Source organism: Dyadobacter sp. CY323 (assembly GCF_021390245.1).
Taxonomy (GTDB): Bacteria; Bacteroidota; Bacteroidia; order Cytophagales; family Spirosomataceae; genus Dyadobacter.
Window position 1 is genome coordinate 107,460 of record NZ_JAJUXH010000003.1, and the last position, 26,749, is coordinate 134,208.

At 44.6% G+C, this 26,749-nt stretch carries 18 protein-coding genes and 1 tRNA gene; 1 reads left to right on the top strand and 18 read right to left on the bottom strand.

The genetic code is table 11. From position 1 onward, the window contains the following. Nucleotides 1-4 precede the first annotated feature (4 nt). The 3 genes from LZG72_RS06570 to LZG72_RS06580 form a co-directional block, all read right to left on the bottom strand. A complete protein-coding gene (locus tag LZG72_RS06570; RefSeq protein ID WP_233869161.1) occupies nt 5-3,223 on the bottom strand; it encodes a TonB-dependent receptor in 3,219 nt (1,072 codons plus the stop codon). Nucleotides 3,224-3,589: 366 nt separating this feature from the next. Next, nucleotides 3,590-7,726, bottom strand: a complete 4,137-nt coding sequence (locus tag LZG72_RS06575) for a two-component regulator propeller domain-containing protein (protein ID WP_233869163.1) — start codon at nt 7,724-7,726, stop codon at nt 3,590-3,592. Between the two features lie 48 nt (nt 7,727-7,774). Next, a complete protein-coding gene (locus LZG72_RS06580) occupies nt 7,775-8,206 on the bottom strand; it encodes a DUF1801 domain-containing protein (protein WP_233869166.1) in 432 nt (143 codons plus the stop codon). Between the two features lie 179 nt (nt 8,207-8,385). On the opposite strand from LZG72_RS06580, the gene LZG72_RS06585 reads away from it, so the two are divergent. Continuing rightward, on the top strand, nt 8,386-8,637 hold the full coding sequence (locus tag LZG72_RS06585) for a hypothetical protein (protein WP_233869169.1): 252 nt from the start codon (nt 8,386-8,388) through the stop codon (nt 8,635-8,637). Nucleotides 8,638-8,764: 127 nt separating this feature from the next. On the opposite strand, the gene LZG72_RS06590 is transcribed toward LZG72_RS06585, so the two are convergent. From LZG72_RS06590 to tuf, 15 genes are all read right to left on the bottom strand, one after another. After that, on the bottom strand, nt 8,765-9,124 hold the full coding sequence (locus LZG72_RS06590) for a hypothetical protein (RefSeq protein ID WP_233869172.1): 360 nt from the start codon (nt 9,122-9,124) through the stop codon (nt 8,765-8,767). Between the two features lie 317 nt (nt 9,125-9,441). Then, the gene (locus tag LZG72_RS06595; RefSeq protein WP_233869175.1) at nt 9,442-10,413 is read right to left on the bottom strand and encodes a hypothetical protein; all 972 of its coding nucleotides are present in this window, start codon (nt 10,411-10,413) and stop codon (nt 9,442-9,444) included. Between the two features lie 118 nt (nt 10,414-10,531). Beyond that, entirely contained in the window at nt 10,532-12,676 is a 2,145-nt protein-coding gene (locus LZG72_RS06600; RefSeq protein WP_233869178.1) for a molybdopterin cofactor-binding domain-containing protein, read from the bottom strand. A 2-nt stretch (nt 12,677-12,678) separates the two neighbouring features. Further along, nucleotides 12,679-13,140, bottom strand: a complete 462-nt coding sequence (locus LZG72_RS06605) for a (2Fe-2S)-binding protein (RefSeq protein ID WP_233869181.1) — start codon at nt 13,138-13,140, stop codon at nt 12,679-12,681. A gap of 91 nt (nt 13,141-13,231) precedes the next feature. Next, on the bottom strand, nt 13,232-13,558 hold the full coding sequence (locus tag LZG72_RS06610) for a DUF3467 domain-containing protein (protein WP_233869184.1): 327 nt from the start codon (nt 13,556-13,558) through the stop codon (nt 13,232-13,234). Nucleotides 13,559-13,693: 135 nt separating this feature from the next. Beyond that, nucleotides 13,694-18,016 carry a DNA-directed RNA polymerase subunit beta' gene (gene rpoC / locus LZG72_RS06615; protein WP_233869186.1) on the bottom strand — a complete coding sequence of 1,441 codons (4,323 nt, stop codon included), beginning with the start codon at nt 18,014-18,016 and terminating at the stop codon, nt 13,694-13,696. 80 nt (nt 18,017-18,096) lie between these two features. Next, a complete protein-coding gene (gene rpoB / locus LZG72_RS06620; protein ID WP_233869188.1) occupies nt 18,097-21,960 on the bottom strand; it encodes a DNA-directed RNA polymerase subunit beta in 3,864 nt (1,287 codons plus the stop codon). A 308-nt stretch (nt 21,961-22,268) separates the two neighbouring features. Further along, complete coding sequence (rplL, locus tag LZG72_RS06625) at nt 22,269-22,655, bottom strand: 50S ribosomal protein L7/L12 (protein ID WP_233869191.1); 387 nt, start codon at nt 22,653-22,655, stop codon at nt 22,269-22,271. 86 nt (nt 22,656-22,741) lie between these two features. Further along, the gene (gene rplJ, locus LZG72_RS06630) at nt 22,742-23,272 is read right to left on the bottom strand and encodes a 50S ribosomal protein L10 (RefSeq protein ID WP_233869194.1); all 531 of its coding nucleotides are present in this window, start codon (nt 23,270-23,272) and stop codon (nt 22,742-22,744) included. Nucleotide 23,273: 1 nt separating this feature from the next. Beyond that, entirely contained in the window at nt 23,274-23,972 is a 699-nt protein-coding gene (rplA, locus tag LZG72_RS06635) for a 50S ribosomal protein L1 (RefSeq protein WP_233869197.1), read from the bottom strand. Between the two features lie 36 nt (nt 23,973-24,008). Next, nucleotides 24,009-24,458: a 50S ribosomal protein L11 gene (gene rplK, locus LZG72_RS06640; RefSeq protein ID WP_138368218.1), complete on the bottom strand. Its 450-nt coding sequence runs from the start codon at nt 24,456-24,458 to the stop codon at nt 24,009-24,011. 76 nt (nt 24,459-24,534) lie between these two features. After that, the gene (gene nusG, locus LZG72_RS06645) at nt 24,535-25,089 is read right to left on the bottom strand and encodes a transcription termination/antitermination protein NusG (RefSeq protein WP_015812908.1); all 555 of its coding nucleotides are present in this window, start codon (nt 25,087-25,089) and stop codon (nt 24,535-24,537) included. A 24-nt stretch (nt 25,090-25,113) separates the two neighbouring features. Next, nucleotides 25,114-25,305 (bottom strand): preprotein translocase subunit SecE, encoded by a 192-nt coding sequence (secE, locus tag LZG72_RS06650; RefSeq protein ID WP_138368217.1) that lies wholly within the window; start codon nt 25,303-25,305, stop codon nt 25,114-25,116. Between the two features lie 16 nt (nt 25,306-25,321). Beyond that, a tRNA-Trp gene (locus LZG72_RS06655) sits at nt 25,322-25,392 on the bottom strand. A gap of 102 nt (nt 25,393-25,494) precedes the next feature. Then, the gene (gene tuf / locus LZG72_RS06660) at nt 25,495-26,682 is read right to left on the bottom strand and encodes an elongation factor Tu (protein WP_215236353.1); all 1,188 of its coding nucleotides are present in this window, start codon (nt 26,680-26,682) and stop codon (nt 25,495-25,497) included. Nucleotides 26,683-26,749 lie beyond the last annotated feature (67 nt).

A 26,749-nucleotide genomic window follows, 5' to 3' on the forward strand; every position in this document is an offset into this window, starting at 1 on the left:
TTTATTAAAAATCAGCAAGCAGACCAAATGAATACATGCGCACAGAAGGATAGCGGCCTGTATCGATGCCCGCCATAACGGTACCTCCGTAGTTGACCATACCAACTTCGGGATCGTATCCTTTGTATTTGGTAATCGTGAAAAGGTTCTGCGCGCCTACCGATGCTTTCAACCCTCTGATAAAGAAATCTTTCAGGATCGTTTTAGGGAAGTTGTAGCTGATCGTAATGTTTTTCAGACGCACATAGCTTCCGTCTTCGATGAAATTGGAGTTCATCCGGTTATTGCCATTAGGATCCCCCGGCGCGATGCGCGGAATCGTGTGACCAGGATTGGTGAGCGTTACAGATTCCGCATCCGCCACATTGTAGCTGCTCGGTCTTGCATAGTTAGCCACAGACGACCATTGGTTACCAAAAACCCCTCCATTACCCGGAATTTCAGCCCGGTAACGTGGATAGTTCAGAAGATCGTTTTTGAAGCTTCCGGTCAGGAATGCATTCAGTTCGAAATTCCTGTAAGTCATATTGTTGTTAAATCCGAGGGTGAATTTCGGCCAGGGATTTCCGATCACCGTCCGGTCTTCTGCATCGATTACGCCGTCTTCGTTCAGGTCACGGAACTTGGTGTCCCCTACCCAGCTTCCTGTCGCAGGATTGATCGTCAGCTCGTTGTTGGAAGTCTGGATCGCGTGGTTTTTGATATCATTGGCATCCTGGAACAAGCCCTCGGCAATATATCCCGTGATCATACTCGCCGGCTGACCTACTTCCGTTCTGAAACCTACCGAAGTTGCATTCCAGACCGGCGTGATCGGGTTCAACAGCGAGGTTACTTTGTTACGGTCAAAGGAAAGGTTCAGACCTGTTTTCCAGTAAAATCCGCCTTTATCGATGTTTACGGTATTCAATGTAATACCCACACCACGGTTTTTCATAGATCCTGCATTTACTGCCGGCCAGCTCAGATATCCCGGTGAGTAAGCAATGTCACCTCCATATGTGAATGGATAAGAGTTTACAGTAATGAGGCTTGTGATATTCTTGATATATCCATCCACGATTAATTCCACGCGGTTGCTGAACATGTGCAGGTCAAGACCTCCATTGATCACGTCATCCTTTTCCCAGGTCAGGAACTCATTGGCAAAGTTGGATGCCAGAAAACCTGTTCCCCAGCCTGTCGGTACAGTCTGTAATGTGGAGAAAATGGCATTTCCACCGCTTCCCTGATTACCCGAACGACCGATCTCAAACCGTAGTTTCAGGTCATTGATGGCATTCACACTTTTAAGGAATGGCTCCTCAGAAACCCGCCAGGCCACCGATACAGCCGGGAAGTTACCCCAGCGACGACCCTGGCGAAATGCGGAAGAACCGTCCATCCGGTACGTTCCCTGTAAAAAGTAACGCTCATTAAAACTATAATTCAAACGGGCAAAGTACGATTCGCGTGAGCCTGCGCCTTTTCCGCTGTTGTTGCTGACATTGGAAATCACGGATGCATCACCGCCGGACAATTCTTCGATCGTGTTGGTAATGAATTTCTTTCTGGTCGCGGTTACAGACTCGTACGTGTATTCCTGCGCCTCGTGGCCCGCCATGATATTGAACGCATGTTTGTCAAGTTTCAGGTCATAGGTAAGGCGGCTGTGCAAGCTCCACCAGTTGTTGGTATTCACGGATCTTGTTGAAGTAGCTGCATCCTGCGACACGACGAAACCGCCGATGGTATAGGAAGGGTGAAATGAATAGTATTTCAAAAATTCAGCACTTCCATTCGCTTCTGTATGCCACGTCAGGTTTTTCGCCAGCTTTACGTCTGCAAACAAGCTTCCAAGAATCGACGTTCTGCGGTTATAATCATTGTAGATCCGGGAGATCATGACCGGGTTTGTAAACTGGAACTGCGTGGTGGTAGGCCCGCCCCAGCTTCCGTCGGGGTTGGTAACCGGTACACTCGGGTTTTGATCCAATGCAAGCTGAATAATGCCTCCATTATTGGTATTGACCTTTTCTTCGGTAATACCGACACTCATATTAGCCCCGATTTTCAACCAGCTGCGGGTTTGGTTTTCAAGGTTCAAACGTCCATTATAACGTTTGAATCCCGATCCTTCCACAATCCCTTTCTGATTGAAATATTCTCCAGATAAATAGTAGGTCGACTTCTCTGTACCGCCGCTCAGCCCTATCGAGTATTTTTGTAAGGTTGTCGGGCGGAAAAGTGCGCTTTGCCAGTCGGTTCCGTTTCCTAATACCGAAGGATCGGCAAATTGCGGCTCCGTGGCAGTAGAGCCCACCGCCTGGGCTTCGTTTCTGAACTGCGCATATTCACGCAAGTTCATTACGTCAATGTGTTTTGGCTCAGCTTGTATGGTAACCAAGGAGTTGAATGTCACTTTGGCTTCACCTGCTTTTCCGCGTTTTGTAGTGATCATCACTACCCCGTTTGCACCCACCGCACCATAAATCGCTGTGGCTGACGGCCCCTGCAACACGTTGATCGTCTCGATGTCATCGGGGTTAATGCTCGACAGGATATTAGAAAAACCGGTCGGACGGTTGTTGGGATCGTCACGCATGTTATCCGGCTTGATCTGCACACCGTCGATTACATATAAAGGCTGCGTTGTTCCTGTCAATGAACTCAACCCGCGTATTACCACAGAAGGTGCGGCACCCGGCTGTCCGGAGTTTTGCTGCACCATTACGTTGGCGGCACGTCCCTGCAAGCCTTGTTCCAGAGATGTGTTAATGGTTTTACTCAAATCTTTTCCCGACACGGTCACCTGCGAACTGGATACGTCGGTCTTTTTCATTTCACCGTAACCCACTACCACCACCTCATTCAGACTAGCGATGCTCTCTTTCAACCTCACCTCGATCTTGGTACGGTTCCCCACAGGAATCTCCTGCGACTCGTAACCGATAAAGGAAAAAACGAGCGTATTTCCCGAAGCCGCCTCGATCGAAAACTCTCCTTTTGTGTTGGTAGTCGTACCATTGGAAGTCCCTTTCACCACCACACTCGCGCCCGGAATGCCATCGCCAAGCTCGTCGCCAACGACTACGCCGGTCACTGTTTTTTTAGCATCCGCCTGGGCCATTACGCCCGGGGCAGCACACACGACTCCCAGTAGAATGAGGAGGGGTTGTAACCATGCCGACAGAGCACGTAAGCTTCGCCCCGACTGCCTTTTTTTGTACACGTTTTGTTGCATGTTGTTTTGTTTTAATATGCTTGTTTGTCCACTTCGATTTAGACATTTCCGCGATCGTTGCGGACGACGTCTTGTTTAGCACAAATCGAATGAATAGTTGGACAAATGTGACCGATTAAAACCTTCGGCGGGGGATTCAAATGTTTACATTAGGGGGATCATTTGTAAACATTGAGGTATATTTTATACTTTTTTCGTCATTTATCACAGTTTTAACCCCGACAAACAACAAAAAAAGCCGTAGTATACAAGGTGTATATCTCCGACCCTTTTTAAAGTATCAGATCATTCAATTGCACTATTCCGATCCGATAGGATTTTTAACTTTACTTAAATGACATTTTCGTGGCGCTGGAAATACAGAATTTAATGTTCCTCAACACTTTGCCGGCGATACTCGGTAGGCAGTTTCTGGTATTCATCTTTAAACAATCTGGCAAAGTACTTGGGGTTGTTAAACCCGATCTGATAGGCAATTTCCGACACCGAAAGCTGGCTTTTCAAAAGCAGGTCTGCACCTCTTTTCAGACGGATGATACGGATAAATTCAATAGGCGTTTTCCCCGTCAGCGAGCTGATCTTTTTATACAGGTACATCCGGCTCATCGACATCGCCTCGCTCAGTTCCTCGACGGTGTATTCCGCATTGGCAATGTTCTCCTCAACAACCTTTATTGCTTTTTTAATGAATTCTTCATCCAGCGAACGGATCGCCACTTCACTCGGCCGCACCTCGATGTGCTGCTGAAATTGCTTCTGGAAAAGCTCGCGCTGCAAGATCAGATTGGCGATCCGGACCTGTAAAATATCCAGCCGGAACGGTTTCGTCACATATGCATCTGCGCCGGTCTGGTAACCTTGCAATTGCTGTTCCTCCTCTGCCCGGGCTGTCAGCAATACTACGGGAATATGCGAAATCCGACGATCGGTCTTAATGGTTCTGCAAAGCTCAATTCCATCCATTTCCGGCATCATTACATCGCTCACGATCAGGTCAGGGATGGTTTCCAGGGTTATTTCAAGTCCCGCTCTTCCATTTGCCGCTTCCAGGATCCGGTACTCCTGCGACAGTACCTCTTTGAGATAATCCCTGAACTCATCATTATCCTCCACGAGCAGCACCAGCGGCTTTTCTTTCAATGCTATTTCTTTCGGCAGATCCAATGCGATCGTTTCTTCGGGAACAACAGCCTCCACAGGTTCTGCAGGCGCCACTCTTGGGGCTGTCTCGCGGAGAGGCAGCGATATCGTGAAAGTACTTCCGCTACCTACATAACTTTCGAGATCAATCGCGCCACTATGCATTTTGACAAATTCCGTGGCTATGGAAAGGCCGATCCCGCTACCCTGGTTGATGATGTGATCCGGCAACGGATGCTGGTAAAACCGGTCGAAAATCTTCTGCTGCGCCTCGGGCGGAATTCCTATACCTGAATCCTCTACTTTGATTTCAAGAAATTCCTCCATTTCATCACTGCTGATGATCTGCAACTTCACCGACACCTGCCCATTCTCAGGCGTAAACTTAAATGCATTGGACAGCAGGTTATACATGATTTTGGAGAGCTTATCCTGATCAAAATCAGCATAACGCGATTTTACGTCGCTTTCAAAATGATAGCGGATACGTTTGTGCGCCGACAGGTCCGAAAAGGTATGGGCGATCTCCCGGACAAACTGAATAATATCCCCTCGCTCAGGCCTGAACTGTGCTTCCTCAACTTCCAGCTTCTTGAAATCCAGTATCTGCGTAACCAGGTTAAGCAAACGTTTCGCATTGCGGTGCACAAGTGAAAGCTGTTTGTGAACTGCATGTTCCGCCCGGATATTTTTAAGCAAATTTTCCAGAGGCGTAAGCATCAGGGTCAGCGGCGTGCGGAATTCGTGACTTACATTGGTAAAGAACCGGATCTTCATCAGATCGAGCTCATGCATTTGCTGAGCATGCATTCGTTCCTGTTCAAGCCTGAAATTCATTCTTTCCCGCTCGACCAGCACCCACCGCGCAACCGCCAGCGCACCTATTACCAGCAATGCATAGACAAAATACGCCCACGAAGTGCGCCAGAATGGTGGCAAAACTTGAAGTGCCAGCCTTCGCTCCGTGGATACGCCGCCCTCCTTCATTCTCACCTTAAAAACATACGTCCCAGGGTCAAGATTGGTATACGTTACTTTCCGGGTTTCGTCAGCCTCGAACCATTGGTTGTTAAAACCTTCCAACGTATATATATAATGGTTTTTTTCGGGGTTCAGAAAATTCAATGCGGCGAACTCAATAGTGAACACATTCTGGTTGTATTTCAAAACAATGCGCTCGGTCTGCGTGATCGACTTTTTCAATACCTCTTCTCCGTCAGCCAGCTCTCCCGGTAGGATACTTTTATTGAATATCTGAAAATCAGTCAGCACAACCTGCGCCTTCACTGGCTCGCTGCTGATCTGCGAAGGATCAAAAATTGAAAATCCATTGGCGCCGCCGAAAGTCAGTTCTCCGGTACGAAGTCGCTGCGCCGCGTTCTCATTGAAACCTCTGCCTTGCAAACCGTCGATTTCATTGTAAGTATTGACACTGAACCTGGCAGGTATTGTGCCTGTTCTTTTAGTTACTTTGAAATTCACCAATCCTTTCGGCGTTCCGAGCCAAAGATTTTGCAGGTTATCTACCACAATGGTCAGAATGGAGTTATCCGGAAGACCATCTTTTGTATCGTATGAAACAAATGCATTCCCGTTTCTGTCAAAGCGATTAAGGCCTTCAATGGTCCCCACCCAAATATTTCCGAGACTATCCCGTGCCAGCGAAGTAACACCGTCGCTGCTCAGCCCCAGGGTGTCGCCTTCCGTGTGCATATAATGCACAAATTTGCCTGTACTATGTTTCAGCACATCGATCCCGTTGGCAGTTCCGACCCACAAATCACCATTTTTATCTTCCAGTAATGCAGAAATGTAGTCAGATCTTACAGAATTGGGGGCGAGCCGGCGGTAATGCCGGAATGTCTTTTTATTTCGGTCGAATAAATCCAGTCCGTCCGCCAAAGTGCCCACCCAAAGGCGTCTCTTGGAATCTTCAAAAATCTCCCACACCCGATCGTCGACCAGACTGGTGGAGTCGGCGGGATTGTGCAGGTAGCGGGTAAAAGTCTTTCCGTCGAAACTATTGAGCCCCCCAAAGTAGGTACCAATCCAAAGTACTTCCTCCCGATCCAGGAACATGCTCACGATCACATTGTTGCTCAGACTATTTGGATTTCCGGGGATGTTTTTAAACTGCCTGAATCGATTATTGGTCCGGTCGTAATGGATCAACCCGCCTCCGTTGGTACCCAGCCAGATGTTCCCGTTTTTATCCTCTGCAAAAACGTTTACATCCTCAAAAGGCAAGCTGCCCGCCTCGGCAGGAAGATGCCGAATGAGCGAGAATTTGAAAATATCTTTATGGTAATTGCAGAAACCTTTTTTGAAAGTTCCTGCCCAGATCATGCCCGTTGCATCTTTATAAAGGCTCAGTATGCTATTCTGACTGATGGTGCGGGGATCATTCGCATTGGAAAGTAACGTAGAAACTTCCCTCGTTTTTTTATCCAGAATATTAATGCCACCGTGATCCGTCCCGATCCAAATCTTCCCCCCGGGCCCTTCGATGATCGCACTTACTGCATTGTTGCTCAGCTTGAAATGCGGCCCGGCGGTACTTGCCGACAGAAGCTGATTTTGTTTTAAATCAAAATAAAATGCGCCCAGTACGGCTTTAACAATGTATACCCACGGCTGACCTTCATGATCAATAAAAACCCGGTGATTGAGCGATTTACCAAGCTTTTTGTCCCGTAATAAAGTACTTTGAAAACCCGTCTGATTGGTACGGGCATCAATGCGAAGCAGCAAACCATCGTCGCAAACTACCCAGAGATTACCCTGCATGTCTTCGGTAAAATCTGCGATAACCGGGCTGATTGTGTTCCGTGATCGTTTAAATGCAACAGATCCGACTTTGAGCAGCTTTTTAGAAGCAGTCAGGAATTTTACCAAACCCAGTTTGTTGTGATTGATCCAGTAATCCCCCGATTTTGTTTTGAAAATCCTGCCAAAATCTGCATCGGGAAGTCCGAGACGCCTGGCTGCTTTGCCGGAATTGCGGTCAATGCTTTCGGTGAATGGATCGTAAATGTTGAATCCCTGCTTCGTATTGACCCAGATATACCCCTCGGGATCTTCGAAAATCGACTCGATGTGGTGATCCGAAATGCTGGTTGAATCGGCAGGATCGTGCTTGAAAATCCTAAATGAATAGCCATCGAACCGGTTAAGGCCGCCGGCGGTACCTACCCAGACAAACCCCCGGCTATCTTTGAAAAAACAATTGACCTGATTGTGGGATAGTCCTTTTTCTGCATTATAGCGAGAGAATTGGTAGTCGTTCGACTGAGCCACACCTATTCTCACCCATCCTATTACACTGGCCAGTACTAAACAGCAAACCAAAAACCATCTTCGCATGAATGAACCGCAGTCATTACTATTAGTTAAAAGTAAACTTGTTTTTGATTAAAATCTTGCCTGATTAAGATATTTATCTTGCATATATTCGAAGGAATCTGCTATCATTTCTTCCAGCACACCTTTATCCACGTCGCTCAGCTTTTTAATGTAAACGCACCCTTTACCAAGTGTATGTTTCCCGAATTTCGCCAGCAATTCTTCCTTCGAAGTGAAATTAGTCGCCATGTAAAGTGTAATTGCATTACTTCGTGGTGAAAACCCGATCAACGGAGCGTCGCCTTCATGTCCACTTTCATACTTATAATGGTAGCTTCCAAATCCCACAATGCCCGGGCCCCACATTTTTGGCTCCTTTCCCGTACATTTCCTCATCATCTCAATGATCTCAAAACTATCGCGCCGCTTAATTTCGTTCGGGACAGCATTGATAAAGTCGGTCACACTTCCGGTTGTTTCGGTTGTTTTATTTTGGGCCATCGACTGTAATGATTAAGTAGTTATGACAAAAGCAAGTTTCAAGCAACTTTACTGATATAGAAATAATTCTATAAACATGTAGCTAATGTACTTAGCGCACCCTTGGCTCTTTAAAATATATTATTTAATGGCATAACATTTTAATTGATTTTAGTAACGTTCTAAAATCTTCAAATTCAATGGTTACGTTAAACTTTGTAAAAGACGACTGGGTGAAGGAAAAGAACGGATCGAGAACAATGAGGGTAGACGAGTACCAAATTGTGGAGACCGTTACTTACGCAAACGGCAATTTATCGATGCCCATAATCAAACGGGCGTATAGTGGTAAAGTTTGGTGCACCTGGATTAATGAAAACAAGGCTGTGGTTACCCAGCCTTTTTGGGAATATGAGCTTGAAGCAGCCATTCCCGAAGCAAGTCAGGGTTGAGATATCCTGACGCAGGTACCGCACACACCCCTTGAAATTTTGACATCCATACACATGTTTACAAAAAAGCCCGGACTAACCGGGTTTTTTCATGCATATTCCTCTCATTTTCGGCATAGTCGCCGGATCAAGGCTGAGTATTTGACGATGTCGTATCGCCTGTTTCAGCAGTTCCTTTTCTATCTTTACGTCTGTTCATCCCATCTTTTTTCCGATCTGCTGAGGGAGTTACAGAGTCATGTATAACTGCCCCGGAACTTCTTTGTCCTTTAATCAACGTATCTTCAGACGGGGTTTGGGGTGATCTGGTAGGTGACTGCGGTGAGTTGAAATCGACTTTCTTATCATCCGTAGTTGCAGGTACGGGCGTTTGTTGTGTAGACGTTTGTGGCACCTGCTGACTTGCCGTAGCAGGGGCTGTTTGTGCAAATGCCGCACTTGTCGCAGCAAGACAAACTAAAATCAGAGTCGCTTTTAATTTTCTCATTTCAGTTTAATTTTAGTTGATGAAATCCTGATAATCGGGTTTTAATACTACTAAAACTATTCCAGAAGCAGAAAATCAAAATTTCCCAAAGGACTGATAATGAGATTGTTTTGAATTATTGAAGTTTTATTTTTAAGATAAAAGCCCGTTGATAGTTCAAGAACGATGGTTATCCACACTATGCGGTAGTGATTACCCAAAAGGGTTAAGTTTTGAACTTCATCAAAAAGAAATAACATGGATAACTAAGATCGAAATATTTCGATGCCATCCCTCCACAGCAATCCATTCCAAATGGAGTTAAGCTCAATTCGAATTTAAAATGTATAAAATTCGTAATTGATTTGCCAAGTAATTTCATGTCCGGGCTGAACTGAAAGTTTGATATACGGTTCTGGGCAAGAGGTTGTCGGGCAGGCCCAGTACACCAGCTTTTCGAGTGGATGATCCCCGTTAATCCGAACACCAGCGCGCGTTTTTGTATTTTCAATCCGGATATCATAGTCTTTTGAAGTTGGCCCAAATCCCTGCAAACCAGCACTAAAAACCTGATCTCCCTTTGTCACTTCCCGACTGTAACTCAATGTCTTCTCTTTTGCATGAATAATAGTCCCAAACCCTCTGCCCTCGCCAGTAACTTCAAAGGGAAAAACTATGCGGATATTTTCATTCGACGGTTCATTGTCGATCATGAAAAAGTTGTGATTGTAGGTACTTGTTGAAATCGCTTTTGTTCCGGTGTTTTTGAGACTGTGCTCCAAAACCAGCTCGGGTTTGCCTTTTGCCAGTTTTAATACCTTTTTATAAATATATGAGTAGCCCATTTCGTCTTTTAATAAATGGGTAAATTCAACCTGATCTTTTCCGGGCTTAACTGTCCATTTGCCCCCGTTTTTCACCGGATAATTGGTGGCGAAAGAATATTTCTTATCGTCCGGTTTTACTAAAACCCCCACTCCTATTTTCACAAATGACTCGCCGGGCTTTGCTTCATCGAAATTTAGAGGTGTAAATTCTTCAACCGGGCCCATGATCGCATCATGCAGTTCCGGATCGTAAGGTGCCTGGTTCCATTCGCCAAAATAGGAATGGCCCTTGTATTCCAGGCTCGCCATTACGCCCGCCCAGTCGAACCGCGCACCTCTGTAATAGCCATTTGAAGAATCGGGCAAAAGCAATTTCGCTTTGATTATTCCATTCGAAATTTCAGTCGCGGGAAAATCCGCAAGCCGGAATGCACTGATGCACAGACTGATTAAAGCAAAAATCAATAGAGCGTTCTTTTTCATTTAGGCATTCAAGTTTAGATGAGGCTGGACAAGCCGAAGAATGTATTTAAACAAAAACAGTAAGGTAAAATGCGTATCACATTTTCACCTTACTGTCTGTTTATTTGTCTCAATCGTTTTAAGAAATCCCTTTAAACGCTTCTTCGTTTATAAAAGGCTGATTACGTAAACGTTGCTTTGTCGCTTTGTAAAATGCATTAGCTGCCGCACCTCCGGCAGGCGGCAATGCAGGTTCTCCAAGGCCAGTTGGCGAAATTCCATTGTCCACAAAGTGGACATCTACCTCAGGAATTTCACTCATTCGGATCAGGCGAAAGCCATTGAAATTGGTTTGGTCGGGAGCTCCGTCTTTGAAAGTCATATTTCCATACGTGGCGTGACCAATTCCATCCACAACACCTCCCCGAACCTGCTGTAATGAACCACTTTTGTTAATTACAATTCCGCAGTCAACAGCTGCAATGACGTTTTTCAGTACAGGTTTACCTTTTTCCATTTTCACCTCGCCCACCTGCGCAACGTAGGACCGGTGAGAGAAATACACGCTAAATCCTTGATAAACATCCTTCTTTTTTCCCCAGTTACTTTTTTCGGCTGCCAGTTTGATCACAGCAATCATCCGATCTATATCATATTTTACTTCCCCGGCAGGTGCTTTTTTAGCTTTCTCCAGAAGTTCCAGCCGGAATTCGATCGGATCTTTGCCGGCGGCTTCGGCAACCTCATCTATAAAGGATTGCTCAGCGTACGCCAGGAAATTCGTAATCGGGGCTCGCCACGGACCAGTGGTAATGGGAGATTTGTGCTCAACTGAATCGATCAGAAGGTTATCTACGGAGCCGGAAGGGAAGTTATCCTCGCGGGTAGAGTTACCGGAATTCATGCCCACGCCTCGCAATTTGTACCCGATCAATGTACCGCTTTTATCCAGCGCAGCCTCAAATCGGTACCGTACAGCCGGGCGATAAATACCTCCTGCCATATCGTCTTCTCGTGTCCAGATCACTTTGACCGGCGCCTTCATCAGCTTGGATACATGGGCCGCCTCGATCACAAAATCAGCAGCCAGCCTTCTTCCAAAACCGCCACCCTGCCTTGTAATCTCAACGGTGATCTTTTCGGGTGCTATACCTGTAATTTTTGCAACTTCTGTACGGGCACGGTCCGGGGTTTGTGTTGGCCCCACCAGTTCAACGCCGTCCTCGCGAACGTGAGCGAAGAAATTCATTGGTTCCAATGGGCTGTGAGGAAGAAATGGGCATTGATATTCAGCCTTAATCACCTTTGCGGCATTTTTAAAAGCTGCTTCAACATCGCCATCTTTTCGGCGCACCGTAGCTTCTCCACCATCCATTAACTGAGAAAAAATCCGGTTATGGTCTGCTGAACTTTCCAGATCTGCAATTTTCTCATATTCGATTTTCAACAAGTCTTTGGCCTTTTTAACCTGCCAGGTAGATTTCCCCACCACTGCGACGCTGTTATCAAATGTTACGACGTCGACAATGCCCGGCATCGCTTTCGCTGCGTCGGAATTAACAGACTTCAGTTTCAGTCCAAATGCTTTCGGTCGTTGGATCAATGCGAACAGCATTCCTTCGCGATAAAAATCAAGGCCGAAGAGAGGTTTGCCGGTAGCTATATTTTTATTATCAACATTTCGGATCGATTGTCCGATCAGTTTGAAATTCTTTTCATTCTTTAATGTGATTTCGGTCGGCGCTTTAAGCTTGGAGGCTGCATCAGCAAGTTGACCGTACGATAGCGATTTTCCGGAAGTTTTATGAATAACCTTGCTGTTCTCCGTACTGCATTCGGCTATCGGCACTTTCCAGGTTGTTGCGGCGGCTTCCACCAATAAATACCTGGCTGTCGCCCCTGCTTTTCTCAAACGTTCCCAGGAATGCGGCACGGCTCCGCTACCACCTGTAACCTGTCTTTCAAAAATAGTTGTATCAAGATTGCCCTGAACCGTTTTCACAAGTTTCCAATCGGCGTCCAGTTCTTCCGCGACTACCATGGGAAAGGCAGTCTTAATTCCCTGGCCAATCTCTGGATTTGGAGAGATGATAGTGATACTATTGTCGGTTCCGATCGAGAGGTAACTATTGAACTTAATTAGCCCTGCAGCGATGTCCTTTGCATCCACTACAACTGGTAATGCATTTGAATTAGACCAATTGAAGCCTAAAAACAATCCACCACCTGCTGTCGCTGCGATCTTCATGAAATCGCGCCTCGAAGTTTGATTCAATGTTTTCATGGTCAGTTGGTTTTTGAGGCTGCTACTTTCACTGCTTCTTTAATGCGATGGTAAGTACCACAGCGGCAAATATTGGCGCTCATCGTCGAAACGATCTCCTCGTCGGTAGGCTTGGGTTTTTCTTTTAATAATGCGGCCGCGGTCATAATCTGCCCGGCCTGGCAGTACCCGCATTGGGCCACATCTACTTCGTCCCACGCCTTTTGAACCGGATGATCTCCCTTTTCCGATAATCCTTCGATTGTAGTCACTTTAGATTTCCCGACAGCTGAGACCGGTACAACACACGATCTTACAGCTTTCCCATCCAAATGAACGGTGCACGCACCGCACTGTGCAATACCGCATCCGTACTTGGTTCCTACCAAACCAAGGTTGTCCCGCAACACCCACAGTAACGGAGTGTCACTCTCCACATCTGCACTGAGCGTGCGGTTATTGATTGAAAGTTTGAATAAAGCCATGGTGAATGATTGAGAATTGAATTTGATGATCGTGTGTATGCACTTCTAAGGTAACGAATTTATCAAACTACTCTGACAATAAGCGGTTTAATTATGCTTCCCCACCGGGTCCGCCGAAGCTGATCGGAAAATTGAAGTTCGGTTCATTGTCCTGCGAACTTGGAATGGGACCATACTGATCCTCGTATTTATCAATATTGTCTTTTAATGCGGCAACCAAACGTTTCGCATGTTCAGGAGTTACGATTATGCGCGCTTTCACTTTTGCTCTGGGAACTCCTGGCATCAGGCGGATGAAATCAAGTATAAACTCGCTGTTTGAATGGGCGATCATTGCCAGATTGGAATAAACTCCTTCTGCCATTTCTTCGGACAACTCTACATTGATTTGCTGTTCGTTTTCTTTGTCTTCTTTCATTTGTTGGTTTTTTAAATAGCAGGGAGCCTAAATGACCGATTTAATAGTCGGGAAATTACTAAAAATAAACAGGATGGAAAAGCAAAGAGCCGGCACTGCAGATGCAGCCCGGCTCTTTTCATATACTATTCATTCTTACACTAACTCTCTCTTCTTACGTGATTGTTTGTCACGCGATTCAGTCAATGCATCGAACTCATCTTTAGATCCAACGATCAGACCTTCGTACTGACGCATACCTGTTCCGGCCGGGATAAGGTGACCAACGATCACGTTTTCTTTCAAGCCTTTCAGTTCATCGCGTTTTCCACGTACTGCCGCCTCGCTAAGTACTTTCGTTGTTTCCTGGAACGAAGCCGCAGAAACGAAACTTTCAGTACCTAATGAAGCTTGTGTGATACCCATCAAAGTAGGTTTCGCGACAGCTGCCTGTGCATCACGTGCAGTAACCAATTTCAAGTCACGACGTTTCAAGCTTGAATTCTCGTCACGCAGACGACGAACGGAAACGATCATACCTGGTTTCAGCGTCTCAGAGCTACCAGCATCTTCAACAACTTTCAGATCCAGGATCTTATCATTTTCTTCACGGAATACAACGCGGTCAACCGGCTGCATTTCGAGGAAGTTCGTGTCACCTGCATCAAGGATCTCCACTTTCTGCATCATCTGACGAACGATACATTCAATGTGTTTATCATTGATTTTTACACCTTGCAGACGGTAAACCTCCTGGATTTCATTCACAAGATATTCCTGAACCGCAGTTGGTCCTTTAATCGACAAGATATCAGCAGGAGTAATTGCTCCGTCCGAAAGTGGATCACCCGCTCTCACGAAGTCACCATCCTGAACCAGAATGTGTTTCGAAAGTGCCACCATATAGCGACGTTGGGTACCATCTCTTGACTCAATGTGAATCTCGCGGTTACCACGTTTTACACCACCATAGGAAACTACTCCGTCGATTTCTGAAACAGTAGCTGGGTTAGACGGGTTACGAGCTTCGAAAAGTTCAGTCACACGTGGCAGACCTCCTGTAATATCGCGTGTCTTACCAACTACACGAGGGATTTTTGCCAAAGGCTGACCTGCTTTAATCGCTACCCCATTTTTCACTACCAGACGAGCTCCAACCGGAAGGTTATATCCTTTTTCTGTCTGGTCTTTCAATAACGTGCTTTTACCTTTTACCACTAATGCAGGGTTTTTGGTTTTATCACGTGTTTCAATGATCACAGATTCCTGGAAACCAGTTTGCTCATCAAATTCTTCACGATATGTAATTCCTTCTTCAATCGCATCGAAAGAAACTGTTCCGGTGAATTCAGAAAGGATTACTGCGTGATATGGATCCCATGTACAGAGTTCTTGTCCTTTAAGAACCTTGTCGCCATCTTTTACTAAAAGGTGTGCACCATAAGGAACGTTGTTTGAGATCAGCAATTGGCCTGTTTCAGGGTTTGTAATTTTAACCTCTCCTGAACGTCCCATTACCACTGTTACGTCATCGCCTTCTGAATTAACAGACTGAACAAGACGAAGATCTTCAAAACCAATGACACCGTCGAATTTCGCCTTGATGTTTGCTTCAACAGAAATGTTAGAAGCGGTACCACCGACGTGGAATGTACGAAGTGTCAACTGCGTTCCTGGCTCACCGATTGACTGAGATGCAATTACACCCACAGCTTCCCCAATGTTAACCATATGCGCAGAAGCAAGTGAACGTCCGTAGCATTTCGCACAAACACCATTACGCGTTTCGCAAGTCAATACCGAACGAATTTCAACTGTTTCAATGCTCGTTTCGTCAATATAAGACGCGATTTCCTCAGTAATTTCCTGACCGGAAGCCAGGATCATTTCATTAGACAAAGGATCAAATACATCGTGAACACTTACACGACCTAAAATACGCTCAGAAAGTGGCTCAACGATATCTTCATTGTCTTTCAAAGCAGAAATTGCAATTCCACGAAGTGATCCGCAATCTGTTTCGATAACAACCACATCCTGCGCAACATCATGCAAACGACGTGTCAGGTAACCAGCATCAGCCGTTTTCAAGGCTGTATCGGCAAGACCTTTACGCGCACCGTGGGTTGAGATAAAGTATTCAAGAACGTCCAAACCTTCTTTAAAGTTAGAAAGGATCGGGTTCTCAATGATTTCACCTGCACCACCGGCGATGTTTTTCTGAGGCTTGGCCATAAGACCCCTCATTCCACCCAGCTGACGGATCTGCTCGCGCGAACCACGTGCACCTGAGTGCATCATCATATAAATTGAGTTAAATCCGCCTTGGTCAGTTTCCAATTGCTTCATCAACGTCTCTGTAATGCGTGAGTTAACACGTGTCCAGATATCAATAACTTGGTTATAACGCTCGTTTTCAGTGATAAGACCCATCAAGTAATTGCTCCAAACATTTTCCACGTCCAGTTTCGCTTGCTCGATCAGTTTCACTTTTTCGTCTGGCACCATTACGTCGTTCAATCCCATTGACAAACCGCCTTTGAAGGCCATTTGGAAACCAAGTTCTTTGATTTCATCCAGGAACTGCGCTGTACGGGCAACACCAGCCAGTTTGAATACAAGACCAATGATCTGCTGCAATTTTTTCTTAGTCAGCAACTCATTAATGTAACCAACTTCCTCAGGAACAGCCTGATTGAAAAGGATACGTCCTGCAACAGTGTCAATCAATTTTGTTTCAAATGTTCCGTCGTCATTACGAACACGCAGACGGCATTTGATATTAGCATGTTTTGAAACTTTGCCTTCGTTGATTGCAATGATCACTTCGTCAGGACCGTAGAAAATCATTCCTTCTCCAATAATCGGATAATGGTCTGTGCTCACGCGGCCTTTTGTAACATAATACAAACCCAAAACCATGTCTTGTGACGGAACCGTAATCGGTGCGCCATTCGCAGGGTTAAGGATGTTATGTGACGAAAGCATCAGCATTGAAGCTTCCAAAACGGCTTCCTGACCCAATGGCACGTGAACGGCCATCTGGTCACCGTCAAAGTCAGCGTTGAATGCAGTACAAACCAATGGGTGCAACTGAATCGCTTTTCCTTCAATCAGCTTAGGTTGGAATGCTTGAATACCCAACCTGTGCAATGTTGGAGCACGGTTAAGCAGAACAGGGTGTCCTTTCAAAACGTTTTCCAAGATATCCCAGATCACAGGATCTTTACGATCTACAATTTTCTTCGCTGATTTTACTGTTTTAACAATTCCACGTTCGATCAGCTTGCGAATGATAAACGGCTTGAATAATTCTGCCGCCATATCTTTTGGCAAACCGCATTCGTGCAATTTCAATTCAGGTCCAACGACAATAACCGAACGACCAGAATAATCGACACGCTTACCAAGCAAGTTTTGACGGAAACGTCCTTGCTTACCTTTCAGCATGTCAGAAAGTGATTTCAATGCACGGTTACCTTCTGAACGCACCGCGTTTACTTTACGGCTGTTATCGAAAAGCGAATCAACCGCTTCCTGCAACATCCGTTTTTCATTACGCAAGATCACCTCAGGTGCTTTAATCTCGATCAGACGCTTCAAACGGTTGTTCCGAATGATCACACGACGATAAAGGTCATTTAAATCGGAAGTCGCAAAACGACCACCATCCAAAGGCACAAGCGGACGAAGTTCTGGCGGAATAACCGGAACCATCTTGATCACCATCCACTCAGGACGGTTTTCAATGCGTGTATTTGCATCGCGGAATGCTTCTACAACTTTCAGACGCTTTAATGCTTCTGCTTTACGTTGCTGCGAAGTGTCCGTTGCTGCCTGGTGACGAAGTTCGTATGAAAGCTCATCCAGTTTGATCCGGTTCAAAAGCATTTCAAGCGCATCAGCACCCATTCTTGCGATAAACTTATTTGGATCCGTGTCCGGAAGCATTTGGTTTTCGCGAGGCAATTTGTCGATGATATCCAGATATTCATCTTCGGTCAAGAAATCAAGATAGCCAACGCCATCTTCTTCCTTGATACCAGCCTGAACAACTGCATATCGCTCGTAATAGATAATTTGATCCAATTTCTTGGTCGATAATCCCAACAGGTAACCGATTTTGTTCGGTAAGCTGCGGAAATACCAGATATGTGCAACAGGAACTACGAGTTCAATGTGACCCATACGCTCACGACGCACCTTTTTTTCAGTAACTTCTACGCCGCAACGGTCGCAGATGATTCCTTTGTAACGGATACGTTTGTATTTCCCACAATGACATTCCCAGTCCTTCACAGGTCCGAAGATTCTTTCGCAGAATAATCCGCCCATCTCCGGCTTGTAAGTCCGGTAGTTGATGGTTTCAGGCTGGGTTACTTCACCGAATGAGCTCTCAAGGATAGACTCAGGTGAAGCCAGACTGATCGTCATTCTGGAAAAATCACTATTAAGTTTTTTGTTCTTTTTGAAAGACATAATTAAAAAGTCGTTTGTCTGTTAGTCGAAACTCAATTGATTTCATTAATGGCGCGGTTTCCCGCGCCAACGACTAAATATTAGTCCAGCGTAATCTCCAATGCTAATCCACGAAGCTCGTGAACAAGTACGTTGAATGACTCCGGAATATTTGGTTTCGGAAGGTTTTCACCTTTTACGATTGCTTCGTATGCTTTGGCGCGGCCAACCACGTCATCGGATTTAACTGTCAGGATTTCTTGAAGAATGTGAGATGCTCCAAACGCTTCAAGCGCCCAAACTTCCATTTCTCCAAAACGCTGACCTCCGAATTGTGCTTTACCACCCAATGGTTGCTGTGTAATGAGCGAGTATGGCCCGATAGAACGCGCGTGCATTTTATCGTCAACCAAGTGACCCAGCTTCATCATGTACATCAAACCAACTGTAATCGGCTGATCAAAACGGTCTCCACTCAATCCATTATAAAGGAATGTACGTCCCCAATCCGGCAATCCGGCTTCTTTCAACTCAGCCGCAACTTCTGCTTCCGTAGCTCCATCGAAGATCGGAGTAGCATAGCGACGACCCAGTTTCAGACCTGCCCATGCAAGAATCGTTTCATATATCTGACCAATGTTCATACGTGAAGGCACCCCAAGTGGGTTCAACACGATATCCATTGGTGTTCCGTCTTCAAGGAATGGCATATCTTCATCACGAACGATACGGGCAACAACCCCTTTGTTACCGTGACGACCTGCCATTTTATCCCCAACTTTCAATTTACGTTTCTTGGCAATGTATACTTTCGCCAATTTCACGATTCCAGCTGGAAGCTCATCACCTACTTCAAGCGCAAAACGATCGCGTTTAAAACGGCCCATGATTTCGCTTCTTGCATTCAGATAGTTTTTCAAAACAAGTGAAACCTGCGCATTAGTATCGGAATCTTCAGTCCATGAATCGGTAAGAACGTCACCGATCAAATTTACCTCTTCCGGTACTGCATACTGGCTTTCGTCGCGATACGGGTTATTGGCAGGGAACAAGTTCTCCGAGATGTTTCTTACGTTGAACTTCATTCCTTTGCTGATCAACTCATCACCGAATTTATGCTTAACACCCTGAGTTGTTTTGCCATCGGTCAATTGGACCAGTTTTTCAATAATTCTCCCACGAAGTGCTGTCAAATCACGCCCATATTTTTTCATTAACAGACGCAGTTCATCTTTATGTTTGGCGCGCTCCTCTTTAGTAGGGCGGGAGAAAAGTTTCGTATCGATAACAACACCTTTCATTGATGGCGGCGCCTTTTTGGAAGCATCCTTAACATCACCAGCCTTATCACCAAAAATGGCACGAAGAAGTTTCTCTTCTGGAGTTGGGTCGGATTCTCCTTTTGGAGTGATCTTACCAATCAGAATATCACCTTCTTTTACTTCTGTTCCAACCTGAACAATTCCATTTTCGTCAAGATTCTTAACTGTTTCCTCGCTTACGTTTGGAATCTCAGCAGTAAGTTCTTCTTCTCCACGTTTCGTGTCACGCACTTCCAGTTCAAATTCTTCAATGTGAATGGAAGTAAAGATGTCATCACGAACTACTTTTTCAGAAATTACAATCGCATCCTCAAAGTTGTATCCTTGCCAAGGCATGAACGCAACCAAAAGATTACGTCCCAGTGCAAGTTCTCCTCCTTCTGTACCATAACCCTGGCAAAGTGCCTCTCCTTTTTTCACCTTTTGTCCTTTAAGAACCATTGGTTGAAGGTTAAGGCAAGTGTCCTGGTTTGTCCGACGGAATTTCACAAGGTCATAAGACACACTATCCTCAATAAAGCTAACGAGACGATCGTCGTCGGTCCTATCATATTTCACGACGATTTTCTTAGCATCAACGTACTCGATCACACCATCGCCTTCTGCAACCACTAGTGCACGAGAATCCATTGCCACACGCTTTTCAAGACCAGTTCCAACAATTGGCGCTTGCGGGCGCAACAAGGGAACACCTTGACGCTGCATGTTAGATCCCATCAAAGCACGGTTTGCATCATCATGCTCAAGGAATGGAATAAGAGAAGCTGCAACAGATACAATTTGATTAGCAGCAACGTCCATAAACGACGCCTGTGAAGGATCCACCATCGGGAAATCACCTTCGAAACGTGTTTTAATTTTATCAACGGTAAAGTTCCCCTTCGAGTCTACTGAGGCATTTGCCTGAGCGATGTACTTAGAATCTTCTTCCTCCGCTGTCATGTAAATCAGCTCATCTGTTAGCTTTCCAGCTCCGTCGATAACGCGGTATGGAGTTTCAATGAAGCCCATTCCATTCACTTTCGCAAATACGCAAAGAGATGAAATCAACCCGATATTTGGCCCCTCAGGAGTTTCAATTGTACAAAGACGGCCGTAGTGTGTGTAGTGAACGTCACGTACCTCGAAACCGGCTCTTTCACGAGAAAGACCACCAGGTCCAAGTGCGGACATACGGCGCTTATGTGTGATTTCAGCCAATGGATTGGTTTGATCCATAAACTGCGACAACTGGTTTGTACCAAAGAATGAGTTGATAACTGACGACAAAGTCCTCGCATTGATCAAATCAACCGGTTTGAAATCTTCGTTATCACGTACATTCATACGTTCTTTAATGGTTCGCGCCATACGGGCTAGACCAACACCGAATTGAGCATAAAGTTGTTCACCAACAGTACGCACCCGACGATTTGACAAGTGGTCAATATCATCGACAACCGCTTTTGCATTAATCAATCCGATCAGGTATTTAACGATCGAAACGATATCGCCGGTTGTTAAAACGCGAACATCAAGACTTGTGTCAGAACCAAGCTTTTTATTAATCCGGTAACGGCCAACATCACCAAGGTCATAGCGCTTATCACTGAAAAACAAGCTCTGAATAACGTCTCTGGCTGTTTGCTCATCAGGTGCTTCTGCATTACGCAGCTGACGATATATCTGCTCAACCGCCTCTTTATCAGAGTTAGAGCTATCTTTTTGCAGCGTATTATAGATAATGTTATAATCCGCCACATTCATGTCTTCCTTATGAAGGATTACTGATTTCTGACCAGATTCAGTAATTACATCGATGTCGTCCGCAGAGATGGTCGAGTCACGCTCCAGCAAAACCTCGTTACGCTGGATAGAAACTACTTCACCTGTATCTTCGTCCACAAAATCCTCTGTCCAAGTACGTAAAACCCTAGCAGCGAGACGACGACCTACCGCTTTTTTCAAGTTGGCAGGGGTAGCACTGATTTCTTCAGACAGTCCGAACAAATCAAGAATGTCTTTGTCTGAACCAAAACCAATCGCTCTTAAAAGTGTGGTAACAGGGAACTTTTTCTTACGATCGATGTATGCATACATCACATTATTCACGTCCGTTGAGAATTCAATCCACGAACCTTTGAACGGAATAATACGTGCAGAATATAATTTTGATCCGTTTGTGTGCTTACTCATAGAGAAGAACACTCCTGGCGAGCGATGAAGTTGCGAAACGATAACACGCTCCGCACCATTGATAACAAATGAGCCTCTTTCAGTCATATAAGGAATGTTTCCAAGGAAAACCTCCTGCTCAATGGTTTCAAATTCCTCATGATCAGCATCATTACAGATCAACCGTAATTTTGCTTTAAGCGGAACTGCATAAGTCAGACCACGATCAATGGACTCATCAACTGAATATTTCGGTGGTTCAAGGAGATAATCAATGAATTCCAAAACAAAATTGTCGCGTGAATCGGCAATTGGAAAGTTTTCAGCGAAAACTTTGTACAGTCCTTCTCCAGAACGATCTTCTACCGATGTGTCCAAACTGAAAAAATCCCGGAACGATTGTACCTGGATTCCTAGCAGATCCGGATAATCAATAATCTGATTAATCCTCGAGAAATTTTTTCTAGGTGTTGCTTTAATTGTAGCCAAGGCTATGTTTGATTTGGGTTAGCAAAAAACCAATCCGTCAAGTGGAACTTAAACGCCTGGTATTAATAATAATAAACCTAATCTATTGCCTCGTAGAGAATAATAACTGTCCCTTTTCTATCTTTTCTACGAGTAAAGAAGTGTTTCGGACAAGTTATTGGAAAGAAGATATGCCATCCAAATGTGGCTGGTGCCTCTAATCCTAACGTCAAACAGGTGTTTTTCGTTTGGCAAAGACACAAAATAAGAAATAGACCCGACGTATGTCGGGCCTATTTCCCTAAGATTATCGGTTGCCGAGATGCAAATTACTTCACTTCAACCTCTGCACCTGCTTCTTCAAGTTGTTTTTTCAAAGCCTCAGCTTCGTCTTTCGCAACTCCTTCTTTAACTGGTTTCGGAGCACCGTCAACTAGTTCTTTTGCTTCTTTCAGTCCAAGACCAGTAAGGTCTTTAACCAATTTCACAACAGCCAGTTTGCTTGCACCAGCTGCTTTCAAAATTACATCGAAAGATGTTTTCTCTTCAACAACAGGAGCATCAGCACCACCGCCAGCAGCAGGACCTGCTACCATTACTGCACCAGCAGCAGCAGGTTCAATACCGTACTCGTCTTTAAGAATTGTAGCCAATTCGTTCACTTCTTTAACCGTAAGGTTAACAAGCTGTTCTGCGAAAGCTTTCAAATCTGCCATTTTTATTTAGATTTTTGATTATACAATAAGATGATTTAAAAGCTCTATTTTATTTAAACCCGGAGAGCTAAAACCTGGCTATTTAACTAGTCTTCTTTTTCAGATAAAGTTTTAAGTATACCGGCCAATTTGTTTCCACCGCTAGAAAGCGCTGAAATAACATTTTTAGCAGGCGACTGCAACAATCCAATTACTTCCCCGATCAATTCTTGTTTCGATTTCAGAGAAATAAGAACGTCAAGCTGGCTTTCACCGACAAAAACAGATGAATCAACAGAAGCTCCTTTGAACTTGAGTTTGTCACTACCTGATTTCTTCTTGAATTCTTTAATTAACTGTGCAGCAACTTTACCAGACTCCGGATGAAACATTACTCCAGAAAACCCTTTTAAAATTTCGTCAAAAGGGGAATAATCTGTATCTAATGTTTCTAGTGCTTTTTTGATCAACGTATTCTTAACCACACGATACTCAATGCCCTTTTCAAAGCATTGCGCTCTTAAGGCATTTACCTCTTTAACGGACATGCCGTTTGCGCTGGTAATGTAGAAGTATGGCGTGTTCGAGAATTTTTGACTTAACTCGTCAATAATTACTGCTTTCTCTTCCCGTGTCATATTATAGTCCTGGAATCGTGTTTTTATCAATAGTAACACCCGGGCTCATCGTGCTTGACAAGTGAATGCTTTTTACGTAAGTACCTTTTGCCGAAGACGGTTTAAGGCGGATCAAGGTGTTAATCACCTCAGTCGCATTCTGTGCAAGCTGGTCCGGCCCGAAAGAAACCTTTCCAACGCTGGTATGTATAATTCCAGTTTTATCAACTTTGAAATCAATTTTACCAGCTTTTACTTCCTTAACAGCTTTAGCTACATCCGGAGTTACAGTTCCTGATTTAGGGTTCGGCATAAGTCCACGTGGGCCTAATACTTTACCTAACCGTCCCACTTTTGCCATAACACTTGGCATCGTGATAATTACGTCAATGTCAGTCCAGCCTTGCTCTATCTTTTGGATATACTCATCAAGACCAACATAATCTGCGCCAGCTTCTTTCGCCTCTGCCTCCTTATCGGGAGTACACAGAACCAAGACGCGAACTTCCTTTCCGGTTCCATGTGGTAAGGTTACCACGCCACGAACCATTTGATCCGCTTTACGGGGATCGACGCCCAAACGGACATCAATATCCACCGAAGAGTCAAACTTCGTGTAAGAAATCGTCTTAAGTACGTCCGCTGCCTGCTCAAGTGAGTAAACTTGGTTTGCGTCGAATTTCGAAAGAGCTTCTTTTTGCTTTTTGGTCAATTTTCCCATGTTCTTTGTTTCTTTGGCGTAATGATTAATCTACGCTCAGTTGTTTTCTTCCCACGGGGCTTTGCCTGCTACGGTAATACCCATACTACGAGCCGTTCCCGCAATCATTTTCATAGCAGAATCAATTGTAAAGCAGTTAAGATCTGGCATTTTAGTCTCAGCGATCGTACGAACCTGATCCCAAGATACTGAACCTACTTTTAAACGGTTTGGCTGAGCCGAACCAACTTTTACTTTTGATGCTTCCAGAAGCAGAATTGCGGCCGGGGGGGTCTTAATGACAAAGTCAAAAGACTTATCCTTATAGTACGTAATTACTACCGGCAATACCACACCCATTTTATCCTGGGTACGGCCATTGAATTGCTTGCAAAACTCCATGATATTCAAACCCTTCGAACCCAATGCAGGTCCAATCGGAGGTGAAGGATTGGCTTGACCACCTTTTACCTGTAGTTTGACGTATCCACCTATTTCTTTTGCCATTGTTTTGGAATTTGTCGGTTCATTAATTGATTAACGGCTCACATGCAAGTGGAAGCTTACCCTGCCCGTTAGTCTCTCAACTATCCTTTTCTACTTGTGCGTAACTGAGTTCCACGGGTGTATTACGCCCGAATATTTTTACAACTACATTGAGTTTTTTCTTCTCATCAAATACCTCTTCAACCAGGCCTATAAATCCGCTGAAAGGGCCGTCTACTACTTTAACCGTTTCTCCTTTAATAAAGGACATGCTTGGAGCTTCTTCATGCTGCTCGGCTTCGTCTACCTTACCAAGAATTCTGTTAATTTCAGATTGTCTTAATGGAACCGGAACTTTGGAATTCCCCTCTGCATTGCCAAGAAAACCAATTACTCCCGGTATACTAGTAATAATGTGTAGAACCTCACCTTTGGACAAGTCAGCCGAAATAATGATATATCCCGGGAAAAAATTCTTTTCCCTAACACGTTTCTTACCATTACGCATCTCATATATTTTCTCAGATGGAATGAGTATCTGCGGGACAAATTCATTAAGCTTTTGGCGTGTTATTTCATTTTCAATGTAGGACTTGATTTTCTTTTCCTGTCCTGACACTGCTCTTAATACAAACCAATTTAGACTACTCATACCATTGGGGGGTTAAAAATAGTCTTAGAAAGACTGATAAAACAGTTTTAATGCGTTTTCAAAAACGAAATCCATAACGCCCACAACAAACGCAAAGATCAGTGACCCAACAAGCACTAATGTTGTATTGGCCTGAAGCTCGTTAAAAGGAGGCCATGTCACATGCTGGGTCATTTCTTCCCAGGAAGCTTTCAAAAAAGAAGTAAATTTTTCCATTTGTCCTTTTATTATGCACGGGTGGAGAGATTCGAACTCCCATCAACGGTTTTGGAGACCGCTATTCTACCCTTGAACTACACCCGTTTATCACACAACCCAAACTTTCGGGCTGCAAAGATACGATTTATTTATAAAAAACAAGTGCACCTCACAGGAAATGCACTTGTTTTAATATTACATTCTTGACTAGTCAAGAATTTCTGTAACCTGACCAGCGCCTACGGTACGTCCACCTTCACGAATCGCGAAACGAAGACCTTTTTCCATAGCAATCTTGTTGATCAATTTTACGTCAATTGTGATGTTATCACCTGGCATAACCATTTCAACACCTGCTGGCAATGAAATCTCACCAGTAACGTCCGTGGTACGGAAGTAAAACTGAGGACGATATTTGTTAAAGAATGGAGTGTGACGTCCACCTTCTTCTTTCGAAAGTACGTAAACCTCGCCTTTGAAAGCAGCATGAGGCTTCACTGAACCTGGCTTGCAGATTACCATTCCGCGACGGATATCTTCTTTGTTGATACCACGAAGCAAAAGACCTACGTTATCACCAGCTTCTCCACGGTCAAGGATCTTACGGAACATCTCAACACCAGTCACTACTGATTTAAGACCCTCTGCACCCATACCAAGGATATCAACTGCTTCGCCAGAGTTGATTACACCTCTTTCGATACGACCAGTTGCAACAGTACCACGACCAGTAATCGAGAATACGTCTTCAACAGGCATTAGGAAAGGAAGATCAGTCATACGTGGAGGAATTGGAATGTAGCTATCAACAGCGTCCATCAATTCTTCAATCGTTTTAACCCATTTTTCTTCACCATTCAAACCACCCAAAGCAGAACCTTGGATTACAGGAATGTTGTCTCCATCGTAATCGTAGAAGCTCAAAAGCTCACGAATTTCCATTTCGACAAGTTCAAGAAGTTCTGGATCATCAACCATATCCACTTTGTTCATGAATACTACAAGCTGAGGAACACCAACCTGGCGTGCCAAAAGAATGTGCTCACGAGTTTGTGGCATTGGTCCATCAGTAGCAGCAACTACGATGATAGCACCGTCCATTTGGGCAGCACCAGTAACCATGTTCTTTACATAATCCGCGTGACCTGGACAGTCAACGTGAGCGTAGTGACGGTTTGCTGTCGCGTACTCAACGTGGGATGTGTTAATTGTGATACCACGCTCTTTCTCTTCAGGAGCATTATCAATTGAGGAGAAATCACGTAGTACAGCTAGACCCTTTTTAGCCAACACAGTTGTGATAGCTGCAGTAAGGGTAGTTTTACCGTGGTCAACGTGCCCGATAGTACCGATATTTACGTGGGGTTTCGAGCGGTCAAACGTCTCTTTTGCCATGACTTAAGTACGCTTAAAATTTAAAAAAGTTATTACGAATTTATTAAACACTATTATTGATCCTGTA